General features: G+C 70.6%; 17 protein-coding genes and 1 tRNA gene. 7 read left to right on the forward strand and 11 right to left on the reverse strand.

What is annotated here, in order from left to right:
* The first annotated feature begins 258 nt into the window (after positions 1-258).
* Together ACIPM1_RS02780 and ACIPM1_RS02785 are read left to right on the forward strand one after the other, a co-directional pair.
* Entirely contained in the window at positions 259-1,623 is a 1,365-nt protein-coding gene (locus ACIPM1_RS02780; RefSeq protein WP_402427948.1) for a pyridoxal phosphate-dependent decarboxylase family protein, read from the forward strand.
* The gene (locus ACIPM1_RS02785; RefSeq protein WP_402427951.1) at positions 1,620-3,047 is read left to right on the forward strand and encodes a lysine N(6)-hydroxylase/L-ornithine N(5)-oxygenase family protein; all 1,428 of its coding nucleotides are present in this window, start codon (positions 1,620-1,622) and stop codon (positions 3,045-3,047) included. Before ACIPM1_RS02780 ends, ACIPM1_RS02785 begins: the two co-directional genes overlap by 4 nt.
* 112 nt (positions 3,048-3,159) lie before the next feature.
* Here the strand turns inward: ACIPM1_RS02785 and ACIPM1_RS02790 are convergent, their stop codons facing one another.
* Complete coding sequence (locus tag ACIPM1_RS02790; protein WP_402427954.1) at positions 3,160-4,971, reverse strand: bifunctional metallophosphatase/5'-nucleotidase; 1,812 nt, start codon at positions 4,969-4,971, stop codon at positions 3,160-3,162.
* 157 nt (positions 4,972-5,128) lie between these two features.
* Here ACIPM1_RS02790 and ACIPM1_RS02795 point away from each other — a divergent pair, with 157 nt between their 5' ends.
* The gene (locus tag ACIPM1_RS02795) at positions 5,129-5,851 is read left to right on the forward strand and encodes an SIMPL domain-containing protein (RefSeq protein WP_402427957.1); all 723 of its coding nucleotides are present in this window, start codon (positions 5,129-5,131) and stop codon (positions 5,849-5,851) included.
* 132 nt (positions 5,852-5,983) lie between these two features.
* On the forward strand, positions 5,984-7,420 hold the full coding sequence (gene pyk, locus ACIPM1_RS02800) for a pyruvate kinase (RefSeq protein ID WP_402427960.1): 1,437 nt from the start codon (positions 5,984-5,986) through the stop codon (positions 7,418-7,420).
* Between the two features lie 14 nt (positions 7,421-7,434).
* On the opposite strand, the gene ACIPM1_RS02805 is transcribed toward pyk, so the two are convergent.
* Both ACIPM1_RS02805 and ACIPM1_RS02810 read right to left on the reverse strand, forming a co-directional pair.
* Positions 7,435-8,217: a helix-turn-helix domain-containing protein gene (locus ACIPM1_RS02805; protein ID WP_402427963.1), complete on the reverse strand. Its 783-nt coding sequence runs from the start codon at positions 8,215-8,217 to the stop codon at positions 7,435-7,437.
* A gap of 106 nt (positions 8,218-8,323) precedes the next feature.
* Positions 8,324-8,398 (reverse strand) — tRNA-Leu (locus ACIPM1_RS02810).
* A 106-nt stretch (positions 8,399-8,504) separates the two neighbouring features.
* On the opposite strand from ACIPM1_RS02810, the gene ACIPM1_RS02815 reads away from it, so the two are divergent.
* Positions 8,505-9,176, forward strand: a complete 672-nt coding sequence (locus tag ACIPM1_RS02815; protein ID WP_402427966.1) for an ANTAR domain-containing response regulator — start codon at positions 8,505-8,507, stop codon at positions 9,174-9,176.
* A gap of 74 nt (positions 9,177-9,250) precedes the next feature.
* Here ACIPM1_RS02815 and ACIPM1_RS02820 read toward each other — a convergent pair whose 3' ends face one another.
* The 7 genes from ACIPM1_RS02820 to ACIPM1_RS02850 form a co-directional block, all read right to left on the reverse strand.
* The gene (locus ACIPM1_RS02820) at positions 9,251-9,967 is read right to left on the reverse strand and encodes an ABC transporter ATP-binding protein (RefSeq protein WP_356195512.1); all 717 of its coding nucleotides are present in this window, start codon (positions 9,965-9,967) and stop codon (positions 9,251-9,253) included.
* Positions 9,964-10,923, reverse strand: coding sequence for an ATP-binding cassette domain-containing protein (locus ACIPM1_RS02825; RefSeq protein WP_402427969.1), 960 nt, complete (start codon positions 10,921-10,923; stop codon positions 9,964-9,966). The genes ACIPM1_RS02820 and ACIPM1_RS02825 overlap by 4 nt, the downstream gene beginning before the upstream one ends.
* Positions 10,924-10,929: 6 nt before the next feature.
* Positions 10,930-12,813 (reverse strand): branched-chain amino acid ABC transporter permease, encoded by a 1,884-nt coding sequence (locus tag ACIPM1_RS02830; protein ID WP_402427972.1) that lies wholly within the window; start codon positions 12,811-12,813, stop codon positions 10,930-10,932.
* Between the two features lie 4 nt (positions 12,814-12,817).
* Positions 12,818-13,747 carry a branched-chain amino acid ABC transporter permease gene (locus ACIPM1_RS02835; protein WP_402427975.1) on the reverse strand — a complete coding sequence of 310 codons (930 nt, stop codon included), beginning with the start codon at positions 13,745-13,747 and terminating at the stop codon, positions 12,818-12,820.
* A 126-nt stretch (positions 13,748-13,873) separates the two neighbouring features.
* Positions 13,874-15,097, reverse strand: a complete 1,224-nt coding sequence (locus ACIPM1_RS02840; protein WP_356195526.1) for a branched-chain amino acid ABC transporter substrate-binding protein — start codon at positions 15,095-15,097, stop codon at positions 13,874-13,876.
* An 803-nt stretch (positions 15,098-15,900) separates the two neighbouring features.
* Positions 15,901-16,389: a hotdog fold thioesterase gene (locus tag ACIPM1_RS02845; protein WP_356195522.1), complete on the reverse strand. Its 489-nt coding sequence runs from the start codon at positions 16,387-16,389 to the stop codon at positions 15,901-15,903.
* Between the two features lie 48 nt (positions 16,390-16,437).
* Positions 16,438-18,717: an FdhF/YdeP family oxidoreductase gene (locus ACIPM1_RS02850; RefSeq protein ID WP_402427978.1), complete on the reverse strand. Its 2,280-nt coding sequence runs from the start codon at positions 18,715-18,717 to the stop codon at positions 16,438-16,440.
* Between the two features lie 372 nt (positions 18,718-19,089).
* Between ACIPM1_RS02850 and polA the strand changes: the two genes are divergently transcribed.
* Positions 19,090-21,816 (forward strand): DNA polymerase I, encoded by a 2,727-nt coding sequence (gene polA, locus ACIPM1_RS02855; protein ID WP_402427981.1) that lies wholly within the window; start codon positions 19,090-19,092, stop codon positions 21,814-21,816.
* Positions 21,817-22,231: 415 nt separating this feature from the next.
* The gene (locus ACIPM1_RS02860; RefSeq protein WP_402427984.1) at positions 22,232-22,693 is read left to right on the forward strand and encodes a hypothetical protein; all 462 of its coding nucleotides are present in this window, start codon (positions 22,232-22,234) and stop codon (positions 22,691-22,693) included.
* Here ACIPM1_RS02860 and ACIPM1_RS02865 read toward each other — a convergent pair.
* Positions 22,584-23,468 carry a DUF4184 family protein gene (locus tag ACIPM1_RS02865; RefSeq protein WP_402427987.1) on the reverse strand — a complete coding sequence of 295 codons (885 nt, stop codon included), beginning with the start codon at positions 23,466-23,468 and terminating at the stop codon, positions 22,584-22,586. The genes ACIPM1_RS02860 and ACIPM1_RS02865 overlap by 110 nt on opposite strands.
* Positions 23,469-23,771: the final 303 nt, after the last annotated feature.

Consider the following 23,771-nt stretch of genomic DNA (forward strand, 5'->3'; position numbering starts at 1 on the left):
CCTCACACGCCCGGAAAGGGGGCCGGGAGAGCCTCCCGCGTCCCACGGCCCGCCCCCGGACCACAACCCGGCCGCCCGGCACCTGGAGCGCCCCCCGGTCCATCCGACCGAAGACGACGCACCCACCGGCGGGCCCGACACGCTTTCCCCGCACGGCAGTTCCCCCTTTCGGGTTCCGATCGCCGGACTTTCCGGGCGCGTCGGACCCGCCTGCGTACAAGCTGGAAGTCCCTGCCCCCGCGCCACGGAGGACAGTCCATGAGCGCTCCGCCCCTCGCCTCGGGACCCGAAGGCCCCGCTGCCCTGCGGCCGTTGCTCGACACCGTGCTCGACGCCCTGGACAGCGGCCGGCGCGCACGCGGGGGACCGCTGCCCACCGGCGGCCCGGCGGCGGTCGCCGCCCGACTCCGGGAAGCCGTCGGGGAGGTCCTGCCCGACCACGGCGACCCCGAAGCCCTGCGCACCCTCGTGCACGCCCTCGCCGAGGGCGCCGCCGACCCCGCCGACCCCCTGTGCGCGGCCCACCTGCACTGCCCGCCGCTCGCCGTTGCCACCGCCGCCGACCTCGCCGTCAGCGCCCTCAACCCCTCCCTCGACTCCTGGGACCAGGCCCCCGCGGCCTCCGCGCTCGAAGCCCTCCTCACCCGCGAACTCGCCCACGAGACCGGCCTGGCCGACGCCGTCGTCACCACCGGCGGCACCGAGTCCAACCAGCTCGCCCTGCTCCTCGCCCGCGAGGCCCACGACGGCGTCCGGCTCGTCTGCGGCGCCAACGCCCACCACTCCCTGGCCCGCGCCGCCTGGCTGCTCGGCCTGCCCGAACCCGTGACCGTCCCCGCCCCCACCGGCACCCTCGACCTCGGCGCCCTGCACAGCGCCCTCAGCGACCTCGCCGGCCCGCGCGGCTCCCTCCTCGTCGCCGCCACCGCCGGCACCACCGACGCCGGCCTCATCGACCCGCTGCCCGAGATCGCCGGCCTGTGCGCCGCCCACGGCGCCCGCCTCCACATCGACGCCGCCCACGGCGGCGGCCTCCTCTTCAGCGAACGGCACCGCGACAAGCTCACCGGCCTCGAAGCCGCCCACACCGTCACCCTCGACCTGCACAAACTCGGCTGGCAACCCGTCCCCGCCGGCCTCCTCGCCGTCCGCCACCCCCGCGACCTGGCCGTCCTCAACCAGCACACCGACTACCTCAACGCCGACGACGACACCGCGGCGGGCCTGCCCGACCTCCTCGGCCGCTCCCTGCGCACCACCCGCCGCCCCGACATCCTCAAGATCGCCGTCACCCTCAAGACCCTCGGCCGGTCCGGACTCGGCGCCCTCGTCGACCAGGTCTGCGCCCGCGCCCGCGAGTTCGCCGACCTCGTCCGCGACCACCCCGGCTTCGAACTCCACGACCGGCCCACCATCAGCACGGTCCTCTTCCGGCCCACCGGCGCATCCGACGACGCCGTGGCCGCCGTACGCCGCGGACTCCTCACCGACGGCCGCGCCGTCCTCGGCCGCGCCCGCCTCGCCGACCGCCTCTGGCTCAAGGCCACCCTCCTCAACCCCGACACCCGGCCCGACGACCTCGCCGCCCTCCTGAAACTGGTGGAAGGAAGCACCCCCCGATGAGACCGACCCCCTTTCCCCCGGGCCACACCCCCGCCGCCCCCCGCGACCTGGTCGGCATCGGCATCGGACCGTTCAACCTCTCCCTCGCCGCCCTCGCCCACCCGCTCCCCGGCCTCGACACCGCCTTCTACGAACAGCGCCCCGCCTTCGAATGGCACCCCGGCCTGCTCATCGAGGGCGCCCGCATCCAGGTCCCCTTCCTCGCCGACCTCGTCACCCTCGCCGACCCCGCCAGCGACTGGTCCTTCCTCAACTACCTCAAGGCCCGCGACCGGCTCTTCCCCTTCTACTTCGCCGAGCGCTTCCACATCCAGCGCGCCGAATACGACGCCTACTGCCGCTGGGTCTCCCAGAACCTCCCCGCACTCCACTTCGGCCACCAGATCGACGCCGTCCGCTGGAACCCCGAACGCGCCCTGTTCGACATCGACTTCACCCGCCTCGGCACGAACGGCGAAGCCGAGGCCCTCGGCCGCACCCACACCCGCAACGTCGTCCTCGGCATCGGCACCGAACCCCACGTGCCCGAACCGCTCCGCCCCCTCACCAAAGCCCCCGGCGTACCCGTCCTGCACGCCGCCGACTACCTCCACCACCGCGACGCCCTGCTCACCGCAGGCCACATCACCGTCGTCGGATCAGGACAGTCCGGCGCCGAGATCTTCCTCGACCTCCTCCGCCGCCGCCCACCCGGCCGCGAACGACTCCACTGGATCGGCCGCACCGCCGCCTTCGCCCCCATGGAGTACTCCAAGCTGGGCCTGGAACACTTCACCCCCGACTACACCCGCTACTTCCACGCCCTCGCCGAACCCGTCCGCGACCAGCTCATCACCTCCCAGTGGCAGCTCCACAAAGGCATCGACGCCGACACCCTGGCCGCCATCCACGACGAGCTCTACCGCCGCTCCCTGCACAGCGGCTGGCCCGACGCCGTCCTCACCCCCGGCGTCCGCGTCCGCACCGCCGGCCGCGTCGCCGCCACCAAGGTCGAACTCCACCTCGAACACGTCGAACAGGGCACCCGCTCCCGCCTCACCACCGACGCCGTCGTCCTCGCCACCGGCTACCGAGAACGCCCCCTCACCGCACTCCTCGCCGGCCTGGACCCCTACCTGCGCCGCGACAGCCACGAACGGCCCCGCGTCGACGAACATTTCCGCCTCGTCCTCGACCCGTCCGTCACCGCCACCGGCTGCCACGTCTACGTACAGAACGCCGAACTCCACACCCACGGCGTCGGCACCCCCGACCTCGGCCTCGCCGCCTGGCGCAGCGCGACCATCCTCAACGCCGTGACCGGCACCGAGCCCTACCCGCTCCCCGCCCGCACCGCCTTCACCACCTTCGGCCTCACCCCCCAGCCGCAGGTACCGCCCCCGGGACGCCGCGTCACCCTCACCCCCCTCGTCGACCAGCGCTGAGACACCCCCGACGCCGAAGACCGACGCCGCGCGGACACGGCGACGGCGCCGACGCACACCCCGCGCCGACGCCGCCACCCGCACATCCACCGTCACCACGACGGCGACCGCACTAGAACACCGGAGTGCCGTCGCGCGTGAGCCTCCAGTCCACCGACGCGAAGTCCTTCGGGTCCAGCACACCCTTCGCGGTCACCCACTCCGCGATCCGCGTGCGGATCTCCGTCGACTCCGACCACAGCTCCTTCGCCGAGGCGACGTACGGGAAGGCGCCACCGCCGTTGGCCCGGTAGTTGTTCACCGCCAGCACGAACTGCTGCGCGTCGTCCAGCGCCGCACCCGCGTACGTCAGGTTCTTGATCCGCGAACCCGCCGGCTGCGCGATGTCGATGTCGTACCGGAACCCCGACACATAGTCGTAGTTGTAGTCCGGACGGCCGTTCGCGTTCGTCATCTTGTCCACGTCGACCGGCGCACCGGCCGCCGTCTGCACGTAGTACTCCGCCGAGTACTCCAGGTACGCCCGCACCTGCGCGCCCGTCATCAGCTTCGCGACCAGCGTGTTGTCGTACACGTACAGGCTCGACAGGTCCCGGATCGTCACCTCGCCCGCCGGGATCTCCGACGTCCTGGAGAACGGCGAGGCCTGCGCGATCACCGGCAGAGCGGCGTACTCGGTGCCGGCCATCGCGGCCTTCACCACGTCCTCCTGCACCTTGGTGATCAGGTCGATGATCGGGGCGTCCTTGTAGCGCGCCTCGACCGTGGTCAGCGTCTCCGTCGCCCTGCCGACCACCTGGTTGACGTACTTCACCACCGCCTCGTGCTCGTCGGTGAGCAGCTTGGTGATCTTCGGGTCGTCCGCGACCGAGTTGGAGTTGCGCAGCGAGGCCGAGACCGACTCCACCTCCCACCGACCCTTGGCGAACACCAGCTCGATGTCGAACAGGGTCAGCCGCTCCGCGTAGCACAGCGGCTCCGACAGCACGACCGTCTTCCCCGTCTGCTCGTTGACGACCTTCAGCTCCGGGATCTCCACATGCGCGTGGCCCACCAGGATCGCGTCGATCCCCGGCACCTGCCGCGCCACGTTCGCCGCCGAGTTCTCCACGTACGGCAGCTGGTCACCCCACGACGACGTACCCGACGCACCCGAGTGCGCCGACACGATCACCACGTCCGCGCCCATCGACCGCAGCTTCGGCACCCACTTGGCCGCCTGCTCCTCCAGCCCCGGGAACGTCAGCTTCCCCTGCACATAGGCCTTGTCCCAGATGGCGATACCCGGGTTCGTCAGGCCCAGCACGGCCACCTTCACCGGCCGCGCGCCCGGCACCCGGAACGTCTTCATGAAGTACGGCGGGAAGGCCGGAAGCTGCGTCTTCGCGTCCAGCGCGTTCGCACCGAGCAGCGGGAAGTCGCACTGCGACTCGAACTTCCGCAGCGTCTCGATACCGTAGTTGAACTCGTGGTTGCCGATCGCCACCGCGTCGTACCCGATCGCGTTCATCGCCTGCGCCATCGGGTGCACCGGGCCACCCTCGGCGGTGATCGGGTCCACTCTCGCGTAGTAGTACGTCAGCGGAGTGCCCTGGATCGTGTCACCCGCGTCGATCAGCAGCGTGTTGCAATGGCCCTTCTCCTCACGGATCTCGTTCACCAGCGTCGAGATCCGGGACAGACCCAGCGCGTTGCCCGCCTTGTCGACGTACTCCGCGTCCTTGAAGTAGTCCCAGTTGAAGACGTGCCCGTGCAGGTCGGTGGTGCCCATGACGGTCAGGGAGTACCGCTTCGCGGGCCTCCCCGGCTGCTGCGCCTCCTCGGCCTCGGCAGCCCGCGCCGCCGGAGCCGCCGTACCGGCCAGCGCGACCCCAGCCCCCGTCACGGCGGACTTCTTCAGAAACTTCCGACGGTCCAACGGCATGTCTGGCTCTCCTCGTAGAAGGGTCAAGGGCGTCCGAAAGGGTCAACGACGCGCGTAGATTCTGACCCGTCCATGACTAGCCGCAACAGGTCCAGGAGGTTTCGATCTGATGACCGGCAGGAGCGGAAAACCGGTCACCGGTGACAGAGTGGGACGTATGACCACACCCGCACCGGAGGAACCCCCGCTCCCCGCCCCCTACGGCACCCCCGACACCCCCCGCATCGCCGTCCGCGGCGAAGCCCACCTCGAAACCGACCCCGACCTCGCCCGCATCGGCATCACCGTCAGCGCCCGCGGCAAGGACCGCCGTTCCACCCTCGACGACCTCACCCGACGCAACACCGAGGTCCTCGACCTCCTCAAAAGCTACGGACCGGCCGTCGAACGCATCGAGACCGGCCACCTCACCCTCACCCCCGAACTCGCCCAGCGCGGCCGCGGCGAACGCGTCCGCACCCACCACGGCCTCGTCCACCTCACCGCCGAACTCACCGACTTCACCGCCCTCGGCGAACTCACCACCCGCCTGGCCGACTTGGAACTCACCCGAGTGGACGGCCCCTGGTGGACCCTGCGCCCCGACTCACCCGTCCACCGCGACGCCCGCCGGCAAGCCGTCCGCGAAGCCCTCCAGCGCGCCCGCGACTACGCCGAAGCCCTCGGCGCCACCCTCACCGCCCTCGTGGAACTCGCCGACACCGGCGCGGAGAACCCCGAACCCCTCCCGCGGGCCACCACCCGTATGCGCTCCATGGCCGCCTACGCGGGCGCCGGCGAGGACACGCCCGCCCCACCCCTCGACCTCGAACCCCAGAAGCAGCACGTCCACGCGGCCGTCAACGCCCGCTTCACCATGACACCGCCCCGGCTGCCCTGACAGACCACCGACATGCTCATCGGAGCAGGTCCACGCACACTTCAATACTTGTCAACAACCCTTCATTCAAAGGTTGTTGAGCAGTCACCCCACACCAATTCACTACCGACCGGTAAGGCCTAGGCTCAACCCATGCGCCGAGCGAAAATCGTCTGCACACTGGGGCCCGCCACCGACACGTACGACCAGATCAAAGCCCTGGTCGACGCCGGAATGGACGTCGCCCGATTCAACCTCAGCCACGGCAGCCACGCCGAACACGAGGAGCGCTACCAACACGTCCGCAAAGCCGCCGACGAGACCGGCCGCAGCGTCGGCCTCCTCGCCGACCTTCAGGGCCCGAAGATCCGCCTCGGCCGCTTCCGCGAAGGACCCGTACTCCTTGAACGCGGCGACACCTTCACCATCACCGTCGAAGACGGCGCCGAAGGCGACCGCCACACCTGCGGCACCACCTACGCCGGCCTCGCCACCGACGTCGCCCCCGGCGAACGCATCCTCGTCGACGACGGAAAAGTCGCCCTCGAAGTCACCGCCGTCGACGGACCCCGCGTCCGCACCACCGTCGTCGAAGGCGGCGTGATCTCCGACCACAAGGGCCTCAACCTGCCCGGCGTCGCCGTCTCCGTCCCCGCCCTGTCCAAAAAGGACGAGGACGACCTGCGCTGGGCGCTGCGCACCGGCTTCGACGTCATCGCCCTCTCCTTCGTCCGCAGCGGCCGCGACATCAAGGACGTCCACCGCATCATGGACGACGAGGGCCGCCGCCTCCCCGTCATCGCCAAGGTCGAGAAACCCCAGGCCGTCGACGCGATCGACGACATCGTCGCCGCCTTCGACGGCATCATGGTCGCCCGCGGCGACCTCGGCGTCGAAATGCCCCTCGAACAGGTCCCGATCGTCCAGAAGCGCGCGATCAAACTCGCCAGGCGCAACGCCAAACCCGTGATCGTGGCGACCCAGATGCTCGACTCCATGATCGACAACTCGCGCCCCACCCGCGCCGAGGCCAGCGACGTCGCCAACGCCGTCATCGACGGCACCGACGCCGTCATGCTGTCCGGCGAGACCAGCGTCGGCAAATATGCCGTCGAAACCGTCCGCACCATGTCCCGCATCGTCGAAGCCGCCGAAGAGGACATCCTCGCCCAGGGCCTGCCACCCCTCACCGAGAGCAGGAAGCCCCGCACCCAGGGCGGCGCCGTCGCCCGCGCCGCCGCCGAAATGGGCGACTTCCTCGGCGCCAGGTTCCTCGTCGCCTTCACCCAGTCCGGCGACACCGCCCGCCGCCTCTCCCGCTACCGTTCCCCGATCCCGCTCCTGGCCTTCACCCCCGAGCCGGCCACCCGCTCCCAGCTCAGCGCCTCGTGGGGCGTGGAGACGTTCCTGGGCCCGCACGTCGACTCCACGGACGCGATGGTCGACCAGGTGGACGAGCTGCTGCTCAAGTACGGCCGCTGCCGGCGCGGCGACATCGTGGTCATCACGGCGGGCTCGCCCCCCGGCGTCTCCGGCTCCACGAACATGGTCCGCGTCCACCACATCGGCGAGGACGACAGCCCGAAGTAGGGGATCGGCGGCGGTCAGTGCTTGGGACCGACGTGCAGATCCATGAGGGCCACGGAGGCTTTGCGGGCGACGGAGATGTTGTACGGGGTCCCGTTGCGTGTGCACGGGGTCCACTCGACGCCGAGACGGTCGAGTGTGTCTGTGTAGAGCCGCCGGATATCGCCCGAGACGTTGGTGAAGAAGTACCGGGGATATTCGTAGCGCTTGCGTTCACCGCCGACTAGGCGGGTCGTCCAGTTGGTGATCCGGCAGCCGTCGGAGTGGATGAGACCTCGGATTAACTCCCAGGGATGGTCGTCGACGATCTCCTGTTGCCAGGGGTCCAGAGCGATGGTGCGCTCGTGCTTCCTTCCGGGGCCGTGCTGCGGGAAGAGGCACCAGATGTGTTTGGAGTAGAGCTTGACCTCGCGGCAGCCTTTTCGGCGTACGCGGCAGACTGAGTTGTTGGGGAAGACGGACCGCATGGCGTTTTCACAAGCGTCCATGAGGCCGGGCCACGCCTCACCGCATGCGACCGAGAGACTCGGCGATCGCATGGCTCGGTTCTGGATGATGTGTCCGTCGCCGAGGTAGAGGCCCAACAGGTACGCATACGCCGGACGGTTCAGGTCGCCCTCGCAGCGAGGACAAGCCGACTGGTGCGCTCCTGGGCACTCACCGCGCTTGGCGCGATCGATGTGCTTCCAGTAGCTGATCGTTCCAGTGGGGATGTTCAGGGTTCGGGCGACGTCCGCGTTCTTCGCGCCGTTGCGCAGCAGGGTCAGGGCCTTCTGTCGTACTCGTGTTCCGTGGTACATGTGAACACGGTCGGTCGCCCACTGTCACGACATGCAGCGAAAAGCGGATGTTCACCAGAGCGTGGATATCCGCTTTCCAGATCTGACCTTGGAAACTTAGGAAAAGTGCCCCGGGTCGGACTCGAACCGACACTGTATGGGTTTTGAATCCATTGCCTGCTGCCAATTGGGCTACCGGGGCCCAACGAATCGAAGGTTACCCCTGACCCGCTGCCCGACCACCTTACCGCAGCTAGGTAGGCTCTTGGGAGCAGTACCTGCCTGCCCAGGAACCAAGGAGCGCCCCCGTGACCGCCGAGTCGCCCCAGCCCGTTGACGTGCCCGACGAGGACAAGTCGCACGTGCCTCCGCTGACGACCCGTGTCGTCATCGCCGAGGACGAGGCGCTGATCCGGCTGGACCTCAAAGAGATGCTGGAGGAGGAGGGCTACTCGGTCGTCGGGGAGGCCGGTGACGGTGAGCAGGCCGTGGAGCTGGCCCGTGAGCACCGCCCGGACCTGGTGATCCTCGATGTGAAGATGCCGAAGCTCGACGGTATCTCGGCGGCGGAGAAGATCGCTGGGGAGAGTATCGCCCCGGTGCTGATGCTGACCGCGTTCTCGCAGCGTGACCTGGTCGAGCGTGCCCGGGACGCCGGTGCGATGGCGTATCTGGTGAAGCCGTTCAGCAAGAGCGACGTGGTGCCGGCGATCGAGATGGCGGTGTCGCGTTTCACGGAGCTGAAGGCGCTGGAGAAGGAGGTCGCGGACCTCTCCCAGCGTCTGGAGACGCGGAAGCTGGTGGACCGGGCGAAGTCGATCCTGCAGACGGAGTACGGGCTGACGGAGCCGGCGGCGTTCCGCTGGGTCCAGAAGACGTCGATGGACCGCCGTATGTCGATGCAGCAGGTCGCGGAGGCGGTCATCCAGGATTCCGAGGAGAAGAAGGCTTCGAAGGGCGCGAAGGCCGACAAGGACTGAACGTTCCGTTGTGCGAGGAGGCCCGCTTCCCCGGCCGGGGGAAGCGGGCCTCCTCGTTCTCGCCCTGGGTGGGGTCAGTCCTCGCCCAGGTAGGCCTTGCGGACGGATTCGTCGTGCAGCAGGTCCTGTCCGGTGCCGGAGAGGGCGATGCTGCCGACCTCCATGACGTGGCCCTGGTCGGCGAGGGAGAGGGCGGCCTGGGCGTTCTGCTCGACGAGCAGGATGGTGGTGCCCTCGGACTTCAGCTCGGCGATGGTGGCCATGATCTTCTGCATCATGATCGGGGAGAGGCCCATGGAGGGTTCGTCGAGCATGAGCAGTTTGGGCTGGGACATGAGGGCCCGGCCCATGGCGAGCATCTGCTGTTCTCCGCCGGAGAGGGTTCCGGCGGCCTGCTTCCTGCGTTCTCCGAGGATGGGGAAGAGGTCGTAGGCGCGCTGGATGTCCTTCTCGATGCCTGCCTTGTCCTTGCGGAGGAAGGCGCCGAGCTGGAGGTTCTCGGCGATGGTGAGGCGGGGGAAGATGTGCCGGCCTTCGGGGGAGTGGGCGAGCCCGAGGGCGACGATCTTGTGGGCGGCGACGCCGTTGAGGGGCTTGCCGTCGAACATGATCTTGCCGGCGGTGGGCTTGAGGAGGCCGGAGAGGGTGCGCAGGGTCGTGGTCTTGCCGGCGCCGTTGGTGCCGATGAGGGTGACGACCTGTCCGGCTTCGACGCTGAAGGAGATGCCCTTGACGGCTTCGATCTTGCCGTAGGCGACCCTGAGGTCCTCGACCTCGAGCAGTGCGGTCACTGGGTTTCTCCCTTGGTGCTGGCGGGGCCCTCCGTGTCCGCGGCGGGCGTCGCGGTCCCGGCGTCCGCGGTCTCGGTTGGTGCGGCCTCGGTGTCCTCGGCGGCGTTGTCGGCGGTGGCCTCGGTGGGGACGGCGTCGGTGACGGTCTCCGTCGCGGGGGCGTCCTCCGGCTCGGTCTGCGCGGGGTCGCCCTCGAAGGGTTCGCCGAGGTAGGCGGCGACGACGCGTTCGTCGGCCTGGACGACCTCGGAGGTGCCTTCGACGAGCTTCTCGCCCTGGACGAGGACGGCGACGCGGTCGCAGAGGTTGAAGATGAACCGCATGTCGTGCTCGATGACGAGGACGGCGACGCCCTTGTCGCGGATGGCGAAGACCAGTTCTTCGGTGGCCCGTGTCTCCTGCGGGTTCATGCCGGCCGTGGGTTCGTCGAGGAGCAGCAGGCCGGGTTCGCTGGCGAGGGCGCGGGCGATCTCCAGCTTGCGCTGTTCGCCGTAGGGGAGGTTGCGGGCGAGGTGGTCGCGCTTGTGGGCGAGGCCGATGAACTCCAGGAGTTCCATGGCCCGTTCTTCGCTGGCCTTTTCGGCTTTCTTGAAGCCGGGGCCGCGCAGGAGGGCGGACCAGAGGCCTTCCTTGGTGCGGGTGTGGCGGCCGACGAGGACGTTCTCCAGGACGGTCATGTTGGCGAAGAGCCGGATGTTCTGGAAGGTGCGGGCGATGCCGGCCTTGGTGACGAGGTGGGGCTTGGGCGGGAGGACCTGTCCCTGGTAGGAGACGGTGCCTTCGGTGGGGACGTAGAGACCGGTGAGGCAGTTGAAGAAGGTGGTCTTGCCGGCGCCGTTGGGGCCGATGAGGCCGACGATCTCGCCGCTGTTGACGGTGAAGTCCACGGAGCGTACGGCGGTGAGGCCGCCGAAGCGCATGGTGACGTCGCGGGCTTCGAGTACGGGTGTCGTCATGGTTCGTTACGCCCCTGCCTTGGTGACGGCCGGTTCGTCGGTCAGCGTCGTTTGTTCTGGTACGTCGAGTTGGCCGGTCTCGTGGAATTCGAGCTGGCGGCGGCGGTTGGCGATGATGCCTTCCGGGCGGAAGCGCATGAGCAGGATGAGTGCGATGCCGAAGGCGAGCAGCGACTTGTCCTGGAGGAAGACGAGCTTCTCGGGGAGGAGGTAGAGCAGGGCGGCGCCGAGGAGGGGGCCGGCGACGGTGCCCATGCCGCCGAGGACGACGGCGGCGAGGAGGAAGGCGGAGTTGGGCGGTGCGGCGCCGGCGAACTGGTAGGGGTTGGGTACGACGCTGTAGGTGACGTGGGCGCTGACGGTGCCGGCGAGGCCGGCGAGGGTGGCGCCGAGGGCGAAGGCGATGAGCTTGACGCGGAAGCCGTTGATGCCCATGGCGGTGGCGGCGGTCTCGTCCTCGCGGATGGCGATCCAGGAGCGGCCGATGCGGGAGTCGGCGGCGCGGGTGTAGACGAGGACGACGATGGCCATGATGAGGACCATCAGCAGGTAGTAGTTGGCGAACCGGCCGAGGGAGAAGCCGCCGAGGTCGTGTGCTTCCCCGAAGTTGAATCCGAAGAAGTTGAGGTCGGGGATGGACGGGATGCCGTTGGGGCCGTTGGTGATGTCGGGGCCGGAGACGCCGTCCATGTTGTTGACGGCGATGCGGAAGATCTCTCCGAAGCCGAGGGTGACGATGGCGAGGTAGTCGCCGCGCAGTCGCAGGGTCGGGGCGCCGATGAGGACGCCGAAGACGAGGGAGGCGGCGGCGCCGGTGAGGGCGGCGGCCCAGAAGGGGAACTGGACGCCGGAGAACTTGGAGAACTCGGAGCCGGAGACGAGGGCGGCGGTGTAGGCGCCGACGCCGAGGAAGGCGACGTAGCCGAGGTCGAGGAGGCCGGCGAGGCCGACGACGATGTTCAGGCCCAGGGCGACGGTGCCGAAGATGAGGATGTTGACGCCGATGTTGGCGTAGTGGTCGTCGGTCTGGGTGAAGGGGAAGAGGATGGCCGCGACGAAGCCCATGGCGAGGGTGAAGCTGCGGTTGGCGGCGACGAGGCGGGAGAACCGGTCGAGGAGGCCGGCGCTGTGCAGGGCCCACATCGCGAAGACGACGACGATGAGGTAGCCGATGAAGAGTTCGCCGTATTCGGTGTCGATGCCGTAGGTGAAGATGCCGAGGCCGGCGAGGGTGACGGCGGTGATGGCGAGCCGCTGGATCCAGGGGGCGGTCGGCTGGGCGGGGCGGATGTGCTCGGGCTTGCCGATGTACGCGTTCAGGAACTTGACGCCGCCGATGGCGAGTCGGAGCCTGGAGCGTCCGTGGGTGTTGAGGTAGGCGGTGAAGGTCTCCTTCGCCCTGCGGGTCTCGTCGGCGCCGGCCGGCAGGCCGAATGCGCCGATGACGGTGGCGAGGGAGGCGAGGGCCGCTACGTAGCCGCCCGGTTCGAGGTTGACGAGCCCGCCGAGTTTCACGGCGATGGCGATGACGGTGTACCAGGTGACGCCGAGGGCGCCCAGCGCGGTCAGGACGGTGGGGCCGGTGGGCCCGGCGGGTGCGAGCCAGTCGAGGCCGCGGATGCCGTATCCGGCGAGGGCGAAGAGGGCCACCAGAGCTCCGCCTACGAAGGTGAGCCACTGCAGGCCGCCGGGGTAGCCGTAGACGGTCAGGTCGCCGGGGAAGTCGGCGGTCCAGGTCCAGGCGAGGAACGCGGAGGCGGCGGTGGCGATGCCGCCGACGAGTGTGAGGGCGCGGGCTGCCGCGGTCGGGAGGGGGATGAGGCCCTGGGGGGCCGGCGAGGTCGCGGCGTCCGCGGGCGGGGTGGCGGGGGTCTTGGTCGTCTCGGTCATGTGATCACGCCCTGTCCGCGACGCGCTCGCCGAGCAGGCCCTGTGGCCTGAACAGCAGTACGAGGATGAGGAGGCAGAAGGCCCAGACGTTGGCCCAGCTCTGGCCGCCGAGTTGGTTCATGCCGGGGATCTCGTCGATGTAGGCGGAGGCGAGGGTTTCGGCGATGCCGAGGACGAGTCCGCCGAGCATGGCGCCGTAGATGTTGCCGATGCCGCCGAGGACGGCCGCGGTGAAGGCCTTGAGGCCCATCAGGAAGCCCATGCGGTAGTCGATGTTGCCGTACTTGAGGCCGTAGGAGACGGCGGCGACGGCGGCGAAGAATCCGCCGATGGCGAAGGCGACGACGATGATGCGGTTGGTGTCGATGCCCATGAGCTGGGCGGTGTCGGGGTCCTGCGCGGTGGCCTGCATGGCGCGGCCGGTGCGGCTTTTGCGGACGAACCAGGCCAGGGCGGACATGCACACGATGGCGGCGAGGATGAGGAAGATGTCCGCGTCCTTGATGGTGACCGAGCCGAGGTCGTGGGTGGTGTCGAGGCTCGGGAAGGAGCGGGCCTTGTCGGCGCCGGGGTAGAAGTTGCGGACGACCTCCTGGAGGGCCAGGGAGAGGCCGATGGCCGTGATGAGGGGGGCCAGTCGTGGCGCCTGCCGCAGGGGCCGGTAGGCGAATCGTTCCGCTCCCACCGCTACGAGGACGGCGACGATCCCGCCGCCGACGAGCATCAGGGGCACCGCCGCCCACATCGTGGTGCCGTCGGGGAGGATGTAGAAGTAGACCGTGAGCGCGCCGAAGGCGCCGGTCATGAAGATCTCGCCGTGTGCGAAGTTGATGAGCTGGACGATGCCGTACACCATCGTGTAGCCGATGGCGATCAGCCCGTACATCGAGCCTAGGAGCAGCCCGTTGGCCAGCTGCTGCGGCAGGGTGTTCACCGCGTGGCCTCCATGTCACTGGTGGTCGTGTGCACTGTCGTGTGCGGGGTCTGGGTGTGGAAAGGGCCGCGCGGTCGGGGTCCTCCTTCCGCGCGGCCCGTGCTGCGTGTTGCTGGCGGCTGGCGATCAGCCGTTGAAGGTGCCGGTCTTCACAGCCTTCCACTTGCCGTTCTCGACCTGGTAGACCGTCAGCTGCTTGTTGGTGGTGTCACCGAACTCGTCGAAGGCGACCTTGCCGGTGATGCCCTCGAAGTCGGACTTCTGGACGGCGTCGACGACCTTGCTGCGCAGGTCGTTCTTGATGTCGCTGGGGAGCTTGCCGCCGTTGGCGTCCGTGGCGGCCTTCACGGCCTTGATGATGGCGGTGGCGGCGTCGTAGGCGTAGGCGCCGTAGGCGGCGTAGTCGCCCTTGTAGCCCTTGGACTTGTAGGTCTCGATGAACTGCTTGGCGGCGGGCAGGGTGTCCGCGGGGACGCCGACGGAGGTGGCGAGGTCGCCCTCGGAGGCCTTGCCGGCGGTGTCGATGTAGGTGGAGGCGAACATGCCGTCGCCGCCGAACAGCGGGATCTTGACGCCGGCGTCCTTGAGCTGCTTGGTGATCAGCGCGGACTCGTCGTACTGACCGCCGTAGTAGAGGATGTCGGCGCCCGAGTTCTTGATCTTGGTGACCAGGGAGCCGAAGTCCTTGTCGCCGGTGTTGACGTGGTCGGTGCCGGCCACCTTGCCGCCGAGCTTCTTGAAGGACGCGTTGAAGATCTTGGCCAGGCCGGCGCCGTAGGTCTGCTTGTCGTCGACGACGAAGGCCTTCTTCTTCTTGAGGCCGTTGTAGGCGTAGTCGGCGGCGAAGCCACCCTGCAGGGCGTCGGTGGTGGCGGTGCGGAAGTACGACTTGTACGGCCGCTTCTTGCTGGTCTGCCAGTCCTTGCCCTGGGTCAGCTCGGGGTTGGTGTTCGAGGGGGAGATCTCGACCATGTTGGCCGAGTTGAACACCTGCTGCATCGACTGGGCGACGCCCGAGTTCAGCGGGCCGACGGCGCCGACGGTGGTGTTGTCGCCGACGAGGGCGGTGGCGTTGGACTGGCCGGTGGCGGGCTGCGCCTTGTCGTCCAGGGCCTTGACCTTGAATTTCACGCCGGGGACCCAGTTGTTCTTGTTGGCGTCGTCCACCGCGATCTGGACGCCGTACTGGATGCCGAGGCCGGTGGTGGAGTTCTCACCGGACAGGGGCGCGTCGACGCCGATCGTCAGCGTGGTGCCGGACCCGCTGTCGCCGCTCTTGCCGTTGTCGCGGGAGCCGCAGGCGGTGAGAGTCAGAGCTCCGGTGGTGAGAACGGAGGTAAGAATCACCAGAGAACGCTGTCGCACAATCAGTCCTTTCAGCAGGCAACGTCGGCCCCTGTGGGGGGACGGCAGGTGCTGCGCTGGTACCGAACTCCCGATGGAGCGGTGACTGGCCGTGACTCTAAGCCCGGTATGCGGACATGGGCAGCGCCGCGAGCTCCCTTGTGACTTTCTTGTTATGACGTGCCCCGGGATGCGCCGGATCGAAGGAGGCTCTCGGCCGGTTTGGCGGAATTTCCCCTCGGTCCACATTTTGAGAATCCGCACTTCCGGTTGGGCGCGGGCCGGGAGGGGCCGATGGCTGGTCGCAGGCGGCGTGAAGCACCCGAAAAGGGGCGGCGGGACGGGTGCCGTCGGAGGGGAGGTCAGGGGGCCGCATTGCGCCCGTGTTACGCAGCGTTACGTGCAGAAAGGGAAGGTCCGCATTCAGGGGCAGTCCCGAACAGTCGGATACGGATATCTCCACGGTGATCTTGTGGGTTCTCCCCGCTTTGACGGGAAGTCGGGCCGGGGGAGGTCCGGTCCGTGAGACGCGTGAATGCGGCACCCGCGGCGTTCCGGGGGACTTTTCTGCCGTCGTCGACGGTGACCGTGGAGTGGAAAAGACCTTGCGCGGTAGGGGAGTTGACGGGTCGGCCGGTCCGGTTCCGCCCGTGGCCGCAGTCTCCTGGGGAGACGGTGGGGGAGGGGTACGAATCGGGGCAAATGGCGCGGAGGGGAACGGAGAAGGGGCGGGGGTGGCGGGCCGGCGCGGTGCCGCGGACCGCCACCCCCGCCCCGTCCCCGGAGGGGGTGTGTGTCGTGGGCGCGGCTCAGTCGGCGGTGCGCACGTGGGCCTCGTCGCCCGGCCGCACGTCCCGCAGCATGCAGGTCAGCCGCGCGGTGCAGACCCGGCGGCCCTCCTCGTCGCTGATCACGATCTCGTACGTCGCCGTGGAGCGGCCCTGGTGCACGGGAGTGGCGACGCCGGTGACCAGGCCCGAGCGCACCCCGCGGTGGTGCGTGCAGTTCAGGTCGACGCCGACGGCGATCTTCGAGGTGCCGCCGTGCAGCATCGACCCCACCGATCCCAGGGTCTCGGCGAGCACTGCGGAGGCGCCCCCGTGCAGCAGCCCGTACGGCTGGGTGTTGCCCTCCACCGGCATCGTCCCGACCACGCGCTGGGCCGACGCCTCCAGGATCTGCACACCCATCCGCGTGCCCAGGTGGCCCGCCGAGAACAGAGCCTGCAGGTCGACGCCGAGCGTGGCGTACTCGTCGACGACTTCCTGCGGGAACTTCACGTGCTGCTGCTCGCCCATGGACAGGCTCCGTTCGTCGGCATCGGCCACTCGTCACTGAGCAAACGCTCAGTCGGCCGCCGATTGTTCCAGACGCACCACCACGGACTTGCTGGCCGGGGTGTTGCTGGTGTCCGCGGTGGCGTCCAGCGGTACCAGCACATTGGTCTCCGGGTAGTACGCCGCCGCGCACCCCCGCGCCGTCGGGTAGTGCACGACCCGGAAGCCGGGCGCCCGCCGCTCCACGCCGTCCTTCCACTCGCTGACGAGATCCACGTACGACCCGTCGGCGACGCCGAGCGCGGCGGCGTCCTCGGGGCTGACGAGCACCACCCGGCGGCCGCCCCGGATGCCGCGGTAGCGGTCGTCGAGACCGTAGATCGTGGTGTTGTACTGGTCGTGCGAGCGCAGCGTCTGCAACAGCAGCCGCCCCTCGGGCAGTTCGGGGTGCTCGACCGGCGCGGCGGTGAAGTTGGCCTTGCCGGTGGCGGTCGGGAAGCGGCGCTCGTCGCGCGGGGCGTGCGGCAGGGCGAACCCGCCGGGCCGGGCCACGCGCGCGTTGAAGTCCTCGAAGCCGGGGACCACCCGGGCGATCCGGTCGCGGATCGCGGCGTAGTCCTTCTCGAACTCCTCCCACGGCACCGCGCTGCCCTCGCCGAGCACCCGGCGCGCCAGCCGGCACACGATGGCCGGCTCGGACAGCAGGTGCGCGCTCGCCGGCTCCAGCCGGCCCCGGGAGGCGTGCACCATGCCCATGGAGTCCTCGACGGTGACGAACTGCTCGCCGCCGCCCCGCAGATCGCGCTCGGTGCGGCCGAGCGTGGGCAGGATCAGGGCCCGCGCGCCAGTGACGACGTGCGAGCGGTTGAGCTTGGTCGACACGTGCACGGTCAGCCGGGCCCGGCGCATGGCCGCCTCGGTGACGTCGGTGTCGGGCGAGGCGGAGACGAAGTTGCCGCCCATGGCGAAGAAGACCTTCGCCTCTCCGTCGCGCAGCGCGCGGATGGCCCGTACGACGTCGTAGCCGTGCTCGCGCGGCGGGGCGAAGCCGAACTCCCGCTCCAGGGCGTCCAGGAAGGCCGGGGCGGGGCGCTCGAAGATGCCCATCGTGCGGTCGCCCTGCACGTTGGAGTGGCCGCGCACCGGGCACACGCCCGCGCCCGGGCGGCCGATGTTGCCGCGCAGCAGGAGGAAGTTGACGACCTCGCGGATGGTGGGCACGGAGTGCTTGTGCTGGGTGAGGCCCATCGCCCAGCACACGATGGTGCGCTCGGAGGCGAGCACCATGCGCAGGGCCTGCTCGATCTCGGCGCGGGTCAGTCCGGTCGCCGCGAGCGTCGCGTCCCAGTCGGCGGCTCGGGCGGCCTCGGCGAACTCCTCGTACCCGTGGGTGTGTTCGCGGACGAACTCCTCGTCGACCGCGCCCCGCGTCTCCAGGATCAGCTTGTTGAGCAGGCGGAAGAGGGCCTGGTCGCCGCCGATGCGGATCTGCAGGAACAGGTCGGTGAGCGCGGCGCCGGCGGTCAGGCCCTTGGGCGTCTGCGGGTTCTTGAACCGCTCCAGGCCCGCCTCGGGCAGCGGGTTGACGCTGATGATCCTCGCGCCGCCCGCCTTCGCCTTCTCCAGGGCCGAGAGCATGCGCGGATGGTTCGTCCCCGGGTTCTGCCCGGCGACGATGATCAGGTCCGCCCGGTGGAGGTCCTCCAGCAGCACGCTGCCCTTGCCGACGCCGATCGTCTCGGACAGGGCCGAGCCGGAGGACTCGTGGCACATGTTCGAGCAGTCGGGCAGGTTGTTGGTGCCGAGTTCGCGCGCGAACAACTGGTACAGGAACGCGGCCTCGTTGCTGGTGCGGCCGGAGGTGTAGAAGACGGCCTCGTCGGGGGAGTCGAGGGCGGCGATCTCCTCGGCGACGATGTCGAAGGCGCGCTCCCAGGTGACCGGTTCGTAGCGGTCCCCGCCCTCGGGCAGGTACATGGGGTGCGTCAACCGCCCCTGCTGCCCCAGCCAGTAGCCGCTGCGGGTGGCGAGGTCGGCGACGGTGTGCGCGGCGAAGAACTCGGGGGTGACCCGGCGCAGGGTGGCCTCTTCGGCCACCGCCTTGGCGCCGTTCTCGCAGAACTCCGCCGTGTGCCGGTGCTCCGGCTCCGGCCAGGCGCAGCCCGGGCAGTCGAAGCCGTCCTTCTGGTTGACCCGCAGCAGGGTCAGCGCGGTGCGCTTCACCCCCATCTGCTGCTGCGCGATGCGCAACGTGTGCCCGATCGCGGGCAGTCCCGCCGCAGCGTGCTGCGGCGCGGCGACCTGCGGCGCGTCCTGAACCGGATCGGCCTTGGGCGGCCTCGTTGCCATCGCGCGCTCTCCTTCGCCGGCACGTGTGAAGTACGTCTCCGCATACTCCCACGTGGTACTGACACCTATCCCGGCCGGGCCGGGGGCCCGGGCGTCGGGGCTTGCGGTGCCGGGGCGTTGCCGTTGCCGTTGCCGTGCCGGCGTCGCAGTCGCCCGGCTCGCGTCGCCGGCGCCCGCGCCGCCGGCGTCCGGACCCGCGTCGGGGGCCGCGCCGGGGTCGCCCGCGCCGTGCCGGCGGGGCGCCCGCCCTGGGCCGGGTGCCCGGGTGGGGCCGCCGGAGCACCCGCCCCGGGCCGGGCACCCGAGCGGGGCCGGGCGGCCCCGGCCGGTGCGTGGGGTCGGCTGTCAGTGGAGCGTGGCAGGATCGGGGGCGTGGCAGAAACAGCATCGAAGACGACCGACAAGACCCCCGGCGGCGCCCGCCCCCGGCTGATGCTCATGGACGGGCACTCGCTGGCCTACCGCGCGTTCTTCGCGCTGCCCGCGGAGAACTTCACGACCGCGACGGGCCAGCCGACGAACGCGATCTACGGCTTCGCGTCGATGCTGGCCAACACCCTCCGTGACGAGGCGCCCACGCACTTCGCGGTCGCGTTCGACGTCTCGCGCAAGACGTGGCGCTCGGAGCAGTTCACGGAGTACAAGGCGAACCGCTCCAAGGCCCCGGACGAGTTCAAGGGGCAGGTCGAGCTGATCGGCGAGCTGCTCGACGCGATGCAGGCCCCGCGCTTCGCCGTCGAGGGGTTCGAGGCGGACGACGTCATCGCCACCCTCGCCACCCAGGCCGAGGCCGAGGGCTTCGAGGTGCTGATCGTCACCGGCGACCGCGACTCCTTCCAGCTGGTCTCCGAGCACACCACGGTGCTGTATCCCACCAAGGGCGTCTCCGAGCTGACCCGGTTCACCCCGGAGAAGGTCGTGGAGAAGTACGGGTTGACCCCGGCCCAGTACCCGGACTTCGCGGCGCTGCGCGGCGACCCCTCCGACAACCTCCCGGGCATCCCCGGCGTCGGCGAGAAGACCGCCGCGAAGTGGATCAACCAGTTCGGCTCCTTCGCGGAACTGGTCGAGCGGGTCGAGGAGGTCAAGGGCAAGGCCGGGCAGAACCTGCGCGACCACCTGGAGGCGGTCAAGCTGAACCGCCTGCTCACCGAGCTGGAGCGGCACGTCGAGCTGCCGAAGACGGTCACGGACCTCGCGCGCCTCCCGTACGACCGCAAGGCCGTCGCGATGGTCCTGGACACCCTGGAGATCCGCAACCCCTCGCTGCGCGAGCGGCTCTTCGCCGTCGACCCGGGCGCCGAGGAGGCCGAGACCACCCCGATCGCGGCGGAGGGCGTGGAGCTGGACGGCACCGTGCTCGGCACCGGCGAGGTGGCCCCCTGGCTCGCCGAGCACGGCACGCAGGCCCTCGGCGTCGCCACCGTCGACGCCTGGGCGCTGGGCACGGGCTCGGTCGCCGAGATCGCCCTCGCCGCGTCCGGCGGCGCCGCCGCCTGGTTCGACCCGTCCCAGCTGGACGAGGCCGACGAGACCGCGCTCGCGTCCTGGCTGGCCGACGCGGACCGCCCCAAGGTCTTCCACGACGCCAAGGGCGCCATGCGGGTCTTCGCCGAGCACGGCTGGCGCGTCGAGGGCGTCACCATGGACACCGCGCTCGCCGCCTACCTGGTCAAGCCGGGCCGCCGCTCCTTCGACCTGGACGCGCTGTCCCTGGAGTACCTGCACCGGGAGCTGGCGCCCGCCGCCGCGGCCGACGGGCAGCTCGCCTTCGGCGCGGACGACGGCGCCGAGGCCGAGGCGCTGATGATCCAGGCCCGCACGATCCTCGACCTGGGCCAGGCCTTCGAGGACCGGCTGCGGGAGGTCGGCGCGGCGGACCTGCTGCGCGACGTGGAGCTGCCCACCTCCGCCCTGCTCGCCCGCATGGAGCGGCACGGCATCGCCGCGGACCGGGCCCACCTGGAGGCCATGGAGCAGATGTTCGCGGGCGCGGTGCAGCAGGCCGTGAAGGAGGCGCACGCGGCGGCCGGGCACGAGTTCAACCTCGGCTCGCCCAAGCAGCTCCAGGAGGTCCTCTTCGGCGAGCTGGCCCTGCCGAAGACGAAGAAGACGAAGACGGGCTACACCACCGACGCCGACGCCCTGGCCTGGCTCGCCGGCCAGACGGACAACGAGCTGCCGGTGATCATGCTCCGCCACCGCGAGCAGGCGAAGCTGCGCGTCACCGTCGAGGGCCTGATCAAGACGATCGCGGCGGACGGCCGCATCCACACCACGTTCAACCAGACCGTCGCCGCCACCGGCCGCCTGTCGTCCACGGACCCGAACCTGCAGAACATTCCGGTCCGCACCGACGAGGGCCGGGCGATCCGCCGCGGCTTCGTCGTCGGCGAGGGTTTCGAGTCGCTGATGACGGCGGACTACAGCCAGATCGAACTGCGGGTGATGGCCCACCTCTCCGAGGACGCGGGCCTCATCGAGGCGTTCACCTCCGGCGAGGACCTGCACACCACGGCGGCCTCCCAGGTGTTTGGGGTGGAGCGCTCGGCGGTGGACGCGGAGATGCGCCGCAAGATCAAGGCGATGTCGTACGGCCTGGCGTACGGGCTGTCGGCCTTCGGCCTCTCCCAGCAGCTGAACATCGAGGCGGCCGAGGCCCGTGCCCTGATCGACGCCTACTTCGAGCGCTTCGGCGGGGTCCGGGACTATCTGCGCCGGGTGGTCGACGAGGCGCGGGCGACCGGCTACACGGCGACGCTGCTGGGCCGCCGCCGCTACCTGCCCGACCTGAACAGCGACAACCGCCAGCGCCGCGAGGCGGCGGAACGCATGGCCCTGAACGCGCCGATCCAGGGCACGGCGGCGGACATCGTCAAGATCGCCATGCTGAACGTGGACCGGGCGCTGCGCGAGGCCGGCCTCACCTCGCGGATGCTGCTCCAGGTCCACGACGAAATCGTCCTGGAGATCGCCCCGGGGGAGCGGGCGGCGGCGGAGGAACTCGTCCGCCGCGAGATGGCCGGCGCGGTCCGGCTCAGGGCACCCCTGGACGTCTCCGTGGGCGTGGGCCCGGACTGGGAGTCCGCGGCGCACTAACCCCGCCGCCCCGCCGCCCGGCGGAGGGGGCCTCGCGGCACCGGGTGCCCGGGGCCCTCCGCCCGGTCCGGTGTGCCGGTACGTGGCCTCGGCGCCGGGCTCGGCGCGGACCCTCCGCCCAGGCTTGGTGGGCGGCTCGGGGCGCCTCCGCCTCTCGCGGCGTCCTGCCCGGGGGCGGGCCCGGCTCGGATTCGGCGTGCTGCCCGGGGGCGCCTTCGTCCGGCTCGGCGCCTGCCCGTGACCTTTCCCTCGGCTGCCGCACGAGCTCCGCTCCCGGATCCCCGGTGGCGCCCGGGAGGCGGGTCCGGCGACGCTCGGGCAGCGAGCCCGGTGACGCCCCCGCCGCCGCAGACCCCGTCACTCACGTGGCCCCCGCAGAAACGCAGCCGCAACCCCCGCCCGACAGGATGCGGGCATGGGTATACGCATGCTCAACCACCGGCCGACGGTGTCCCGGGCAGACGGCGGTGCGGACCCCGCCGCACCGCCTGAGCCGGTCCCCGCCCTCGCGGCCGACGCAAGCACCGCCCGCATCCCCACCGACCTGGCGGCGACCCTGCGCCGCGCCGCGACCGCCCTCCGGCGCCGCCTCACCCCCCGCGAGCCCGGCCCCGGCGGCACGGCCCCTTGGCGGCTGTGGGCCGACGTGGCCCGCGGCTACCTCGCGCTCGTCCTCGCCCGGCTGCCCCGGAGACCCCGGCTGGCCCGCACGCCCCGGCGGTCCTCGAGGCGCGGCCTGACCGTCTTCGTCGTGCCCGCGACCCCCGTCAGCGACGGACCGGACGGACCGCCCGCGCACCGGCCCCGCCGGGACCGCCAGGATCCGCGGCCCGGCCACGGCGACCCCCGGGGACCCGAGCCGGACGCCACGCCCTGACGCCCAGGGCGTACAGCAGCAGCCCCGGCACCAGTCCGGCGCCCGCCCCGAAGCACAGCGTCGGCACCAGCTCCCACGGCTTGGCGGAGGTCCCGCCGAGGGCCCACTGCGCCGCGGCCCGCTGCGCCGCCCCGGCCACCGCGCACCCGCCGATCAGGGCCCCGGCCCGCCGGCGGTCCCGGGCCGACAGCCGCGCCACCCCCACCGCCTCCCCGGCCGGAGCCCGCCGCAGCGCGTACACCAGGAACCAGGCGATCCCGGCCGCGGCCACCACCGAGCCGCCGTACTGCAGGTACCAGTACAGGGGCGCGCCCGCCAGGAGGCTGCCCAGCACCGGGAACACCCGCATCCCCCACCGGTCGAGGTGCGTGAACGCGTCCCACACCACATGCGTCGACGCGCCCAGCGCCGCGGAGGCGTACCACCACGACACCGCCGACGGCCGCGGGCGCGCGCGGGGCGCCCCGCACCGCGTCAGCGCCGCCACCGGCCCCTGCCGGTGCCGCGGCAGCAGCCCCACCAGCGGCTCGCGCACCACCAGCCACAGCCCCACCAGCGCCCAGGCGATGAGCACATCCACGGTGAAGACCCCGGGGAAGGAGTGCGTGACGGTGCCGAACTCCATCGCGCCGGGCAGCACGCTCGCCGCGTAGTAGGTCATGTCGGGCGCGAAGGAACCCGCCACGAGCACCGCGGGCACCAGCCGCCCCCGCCCTGACCCGTCCCTGCGCACCGCCGGCAGTACGGCCGCCGCATGGCTCAGTGTGAACGGCAACGTGCCCCTCCCCGAGGACTCCGCCCGGGTCTGGAAGGCCCGGCTGATCACCGAAGTCCAGTATGCGGGAGGCGCGTCCGCGACGCTTCGGGCAACAGCACGTGGCCAACCGGTGAAAACCGGGCGCGAACGGGTCCCGGCGCAAAGGAAGTTGCCGTAGGGTCACCTGGATCGCTCTGTCCACCGCCGCGGTCGAAGAGGCGAACGGCCCACTCGACGGCGCGGACAGAACACCCGAAGTGCCCCACCAGGGCAACCAGTAGCACGAGTCAACCGTCACAACAGGGCGTACAGGCAGACACG

Source organism: Streptomyces sp. NPDC086766, assembly GCF_044746005.1.
GTDB lineage: Bacteria > Actinomycetota > Actinomycetes > Streptomycetales > Streptomycetaceae > Streptomyces.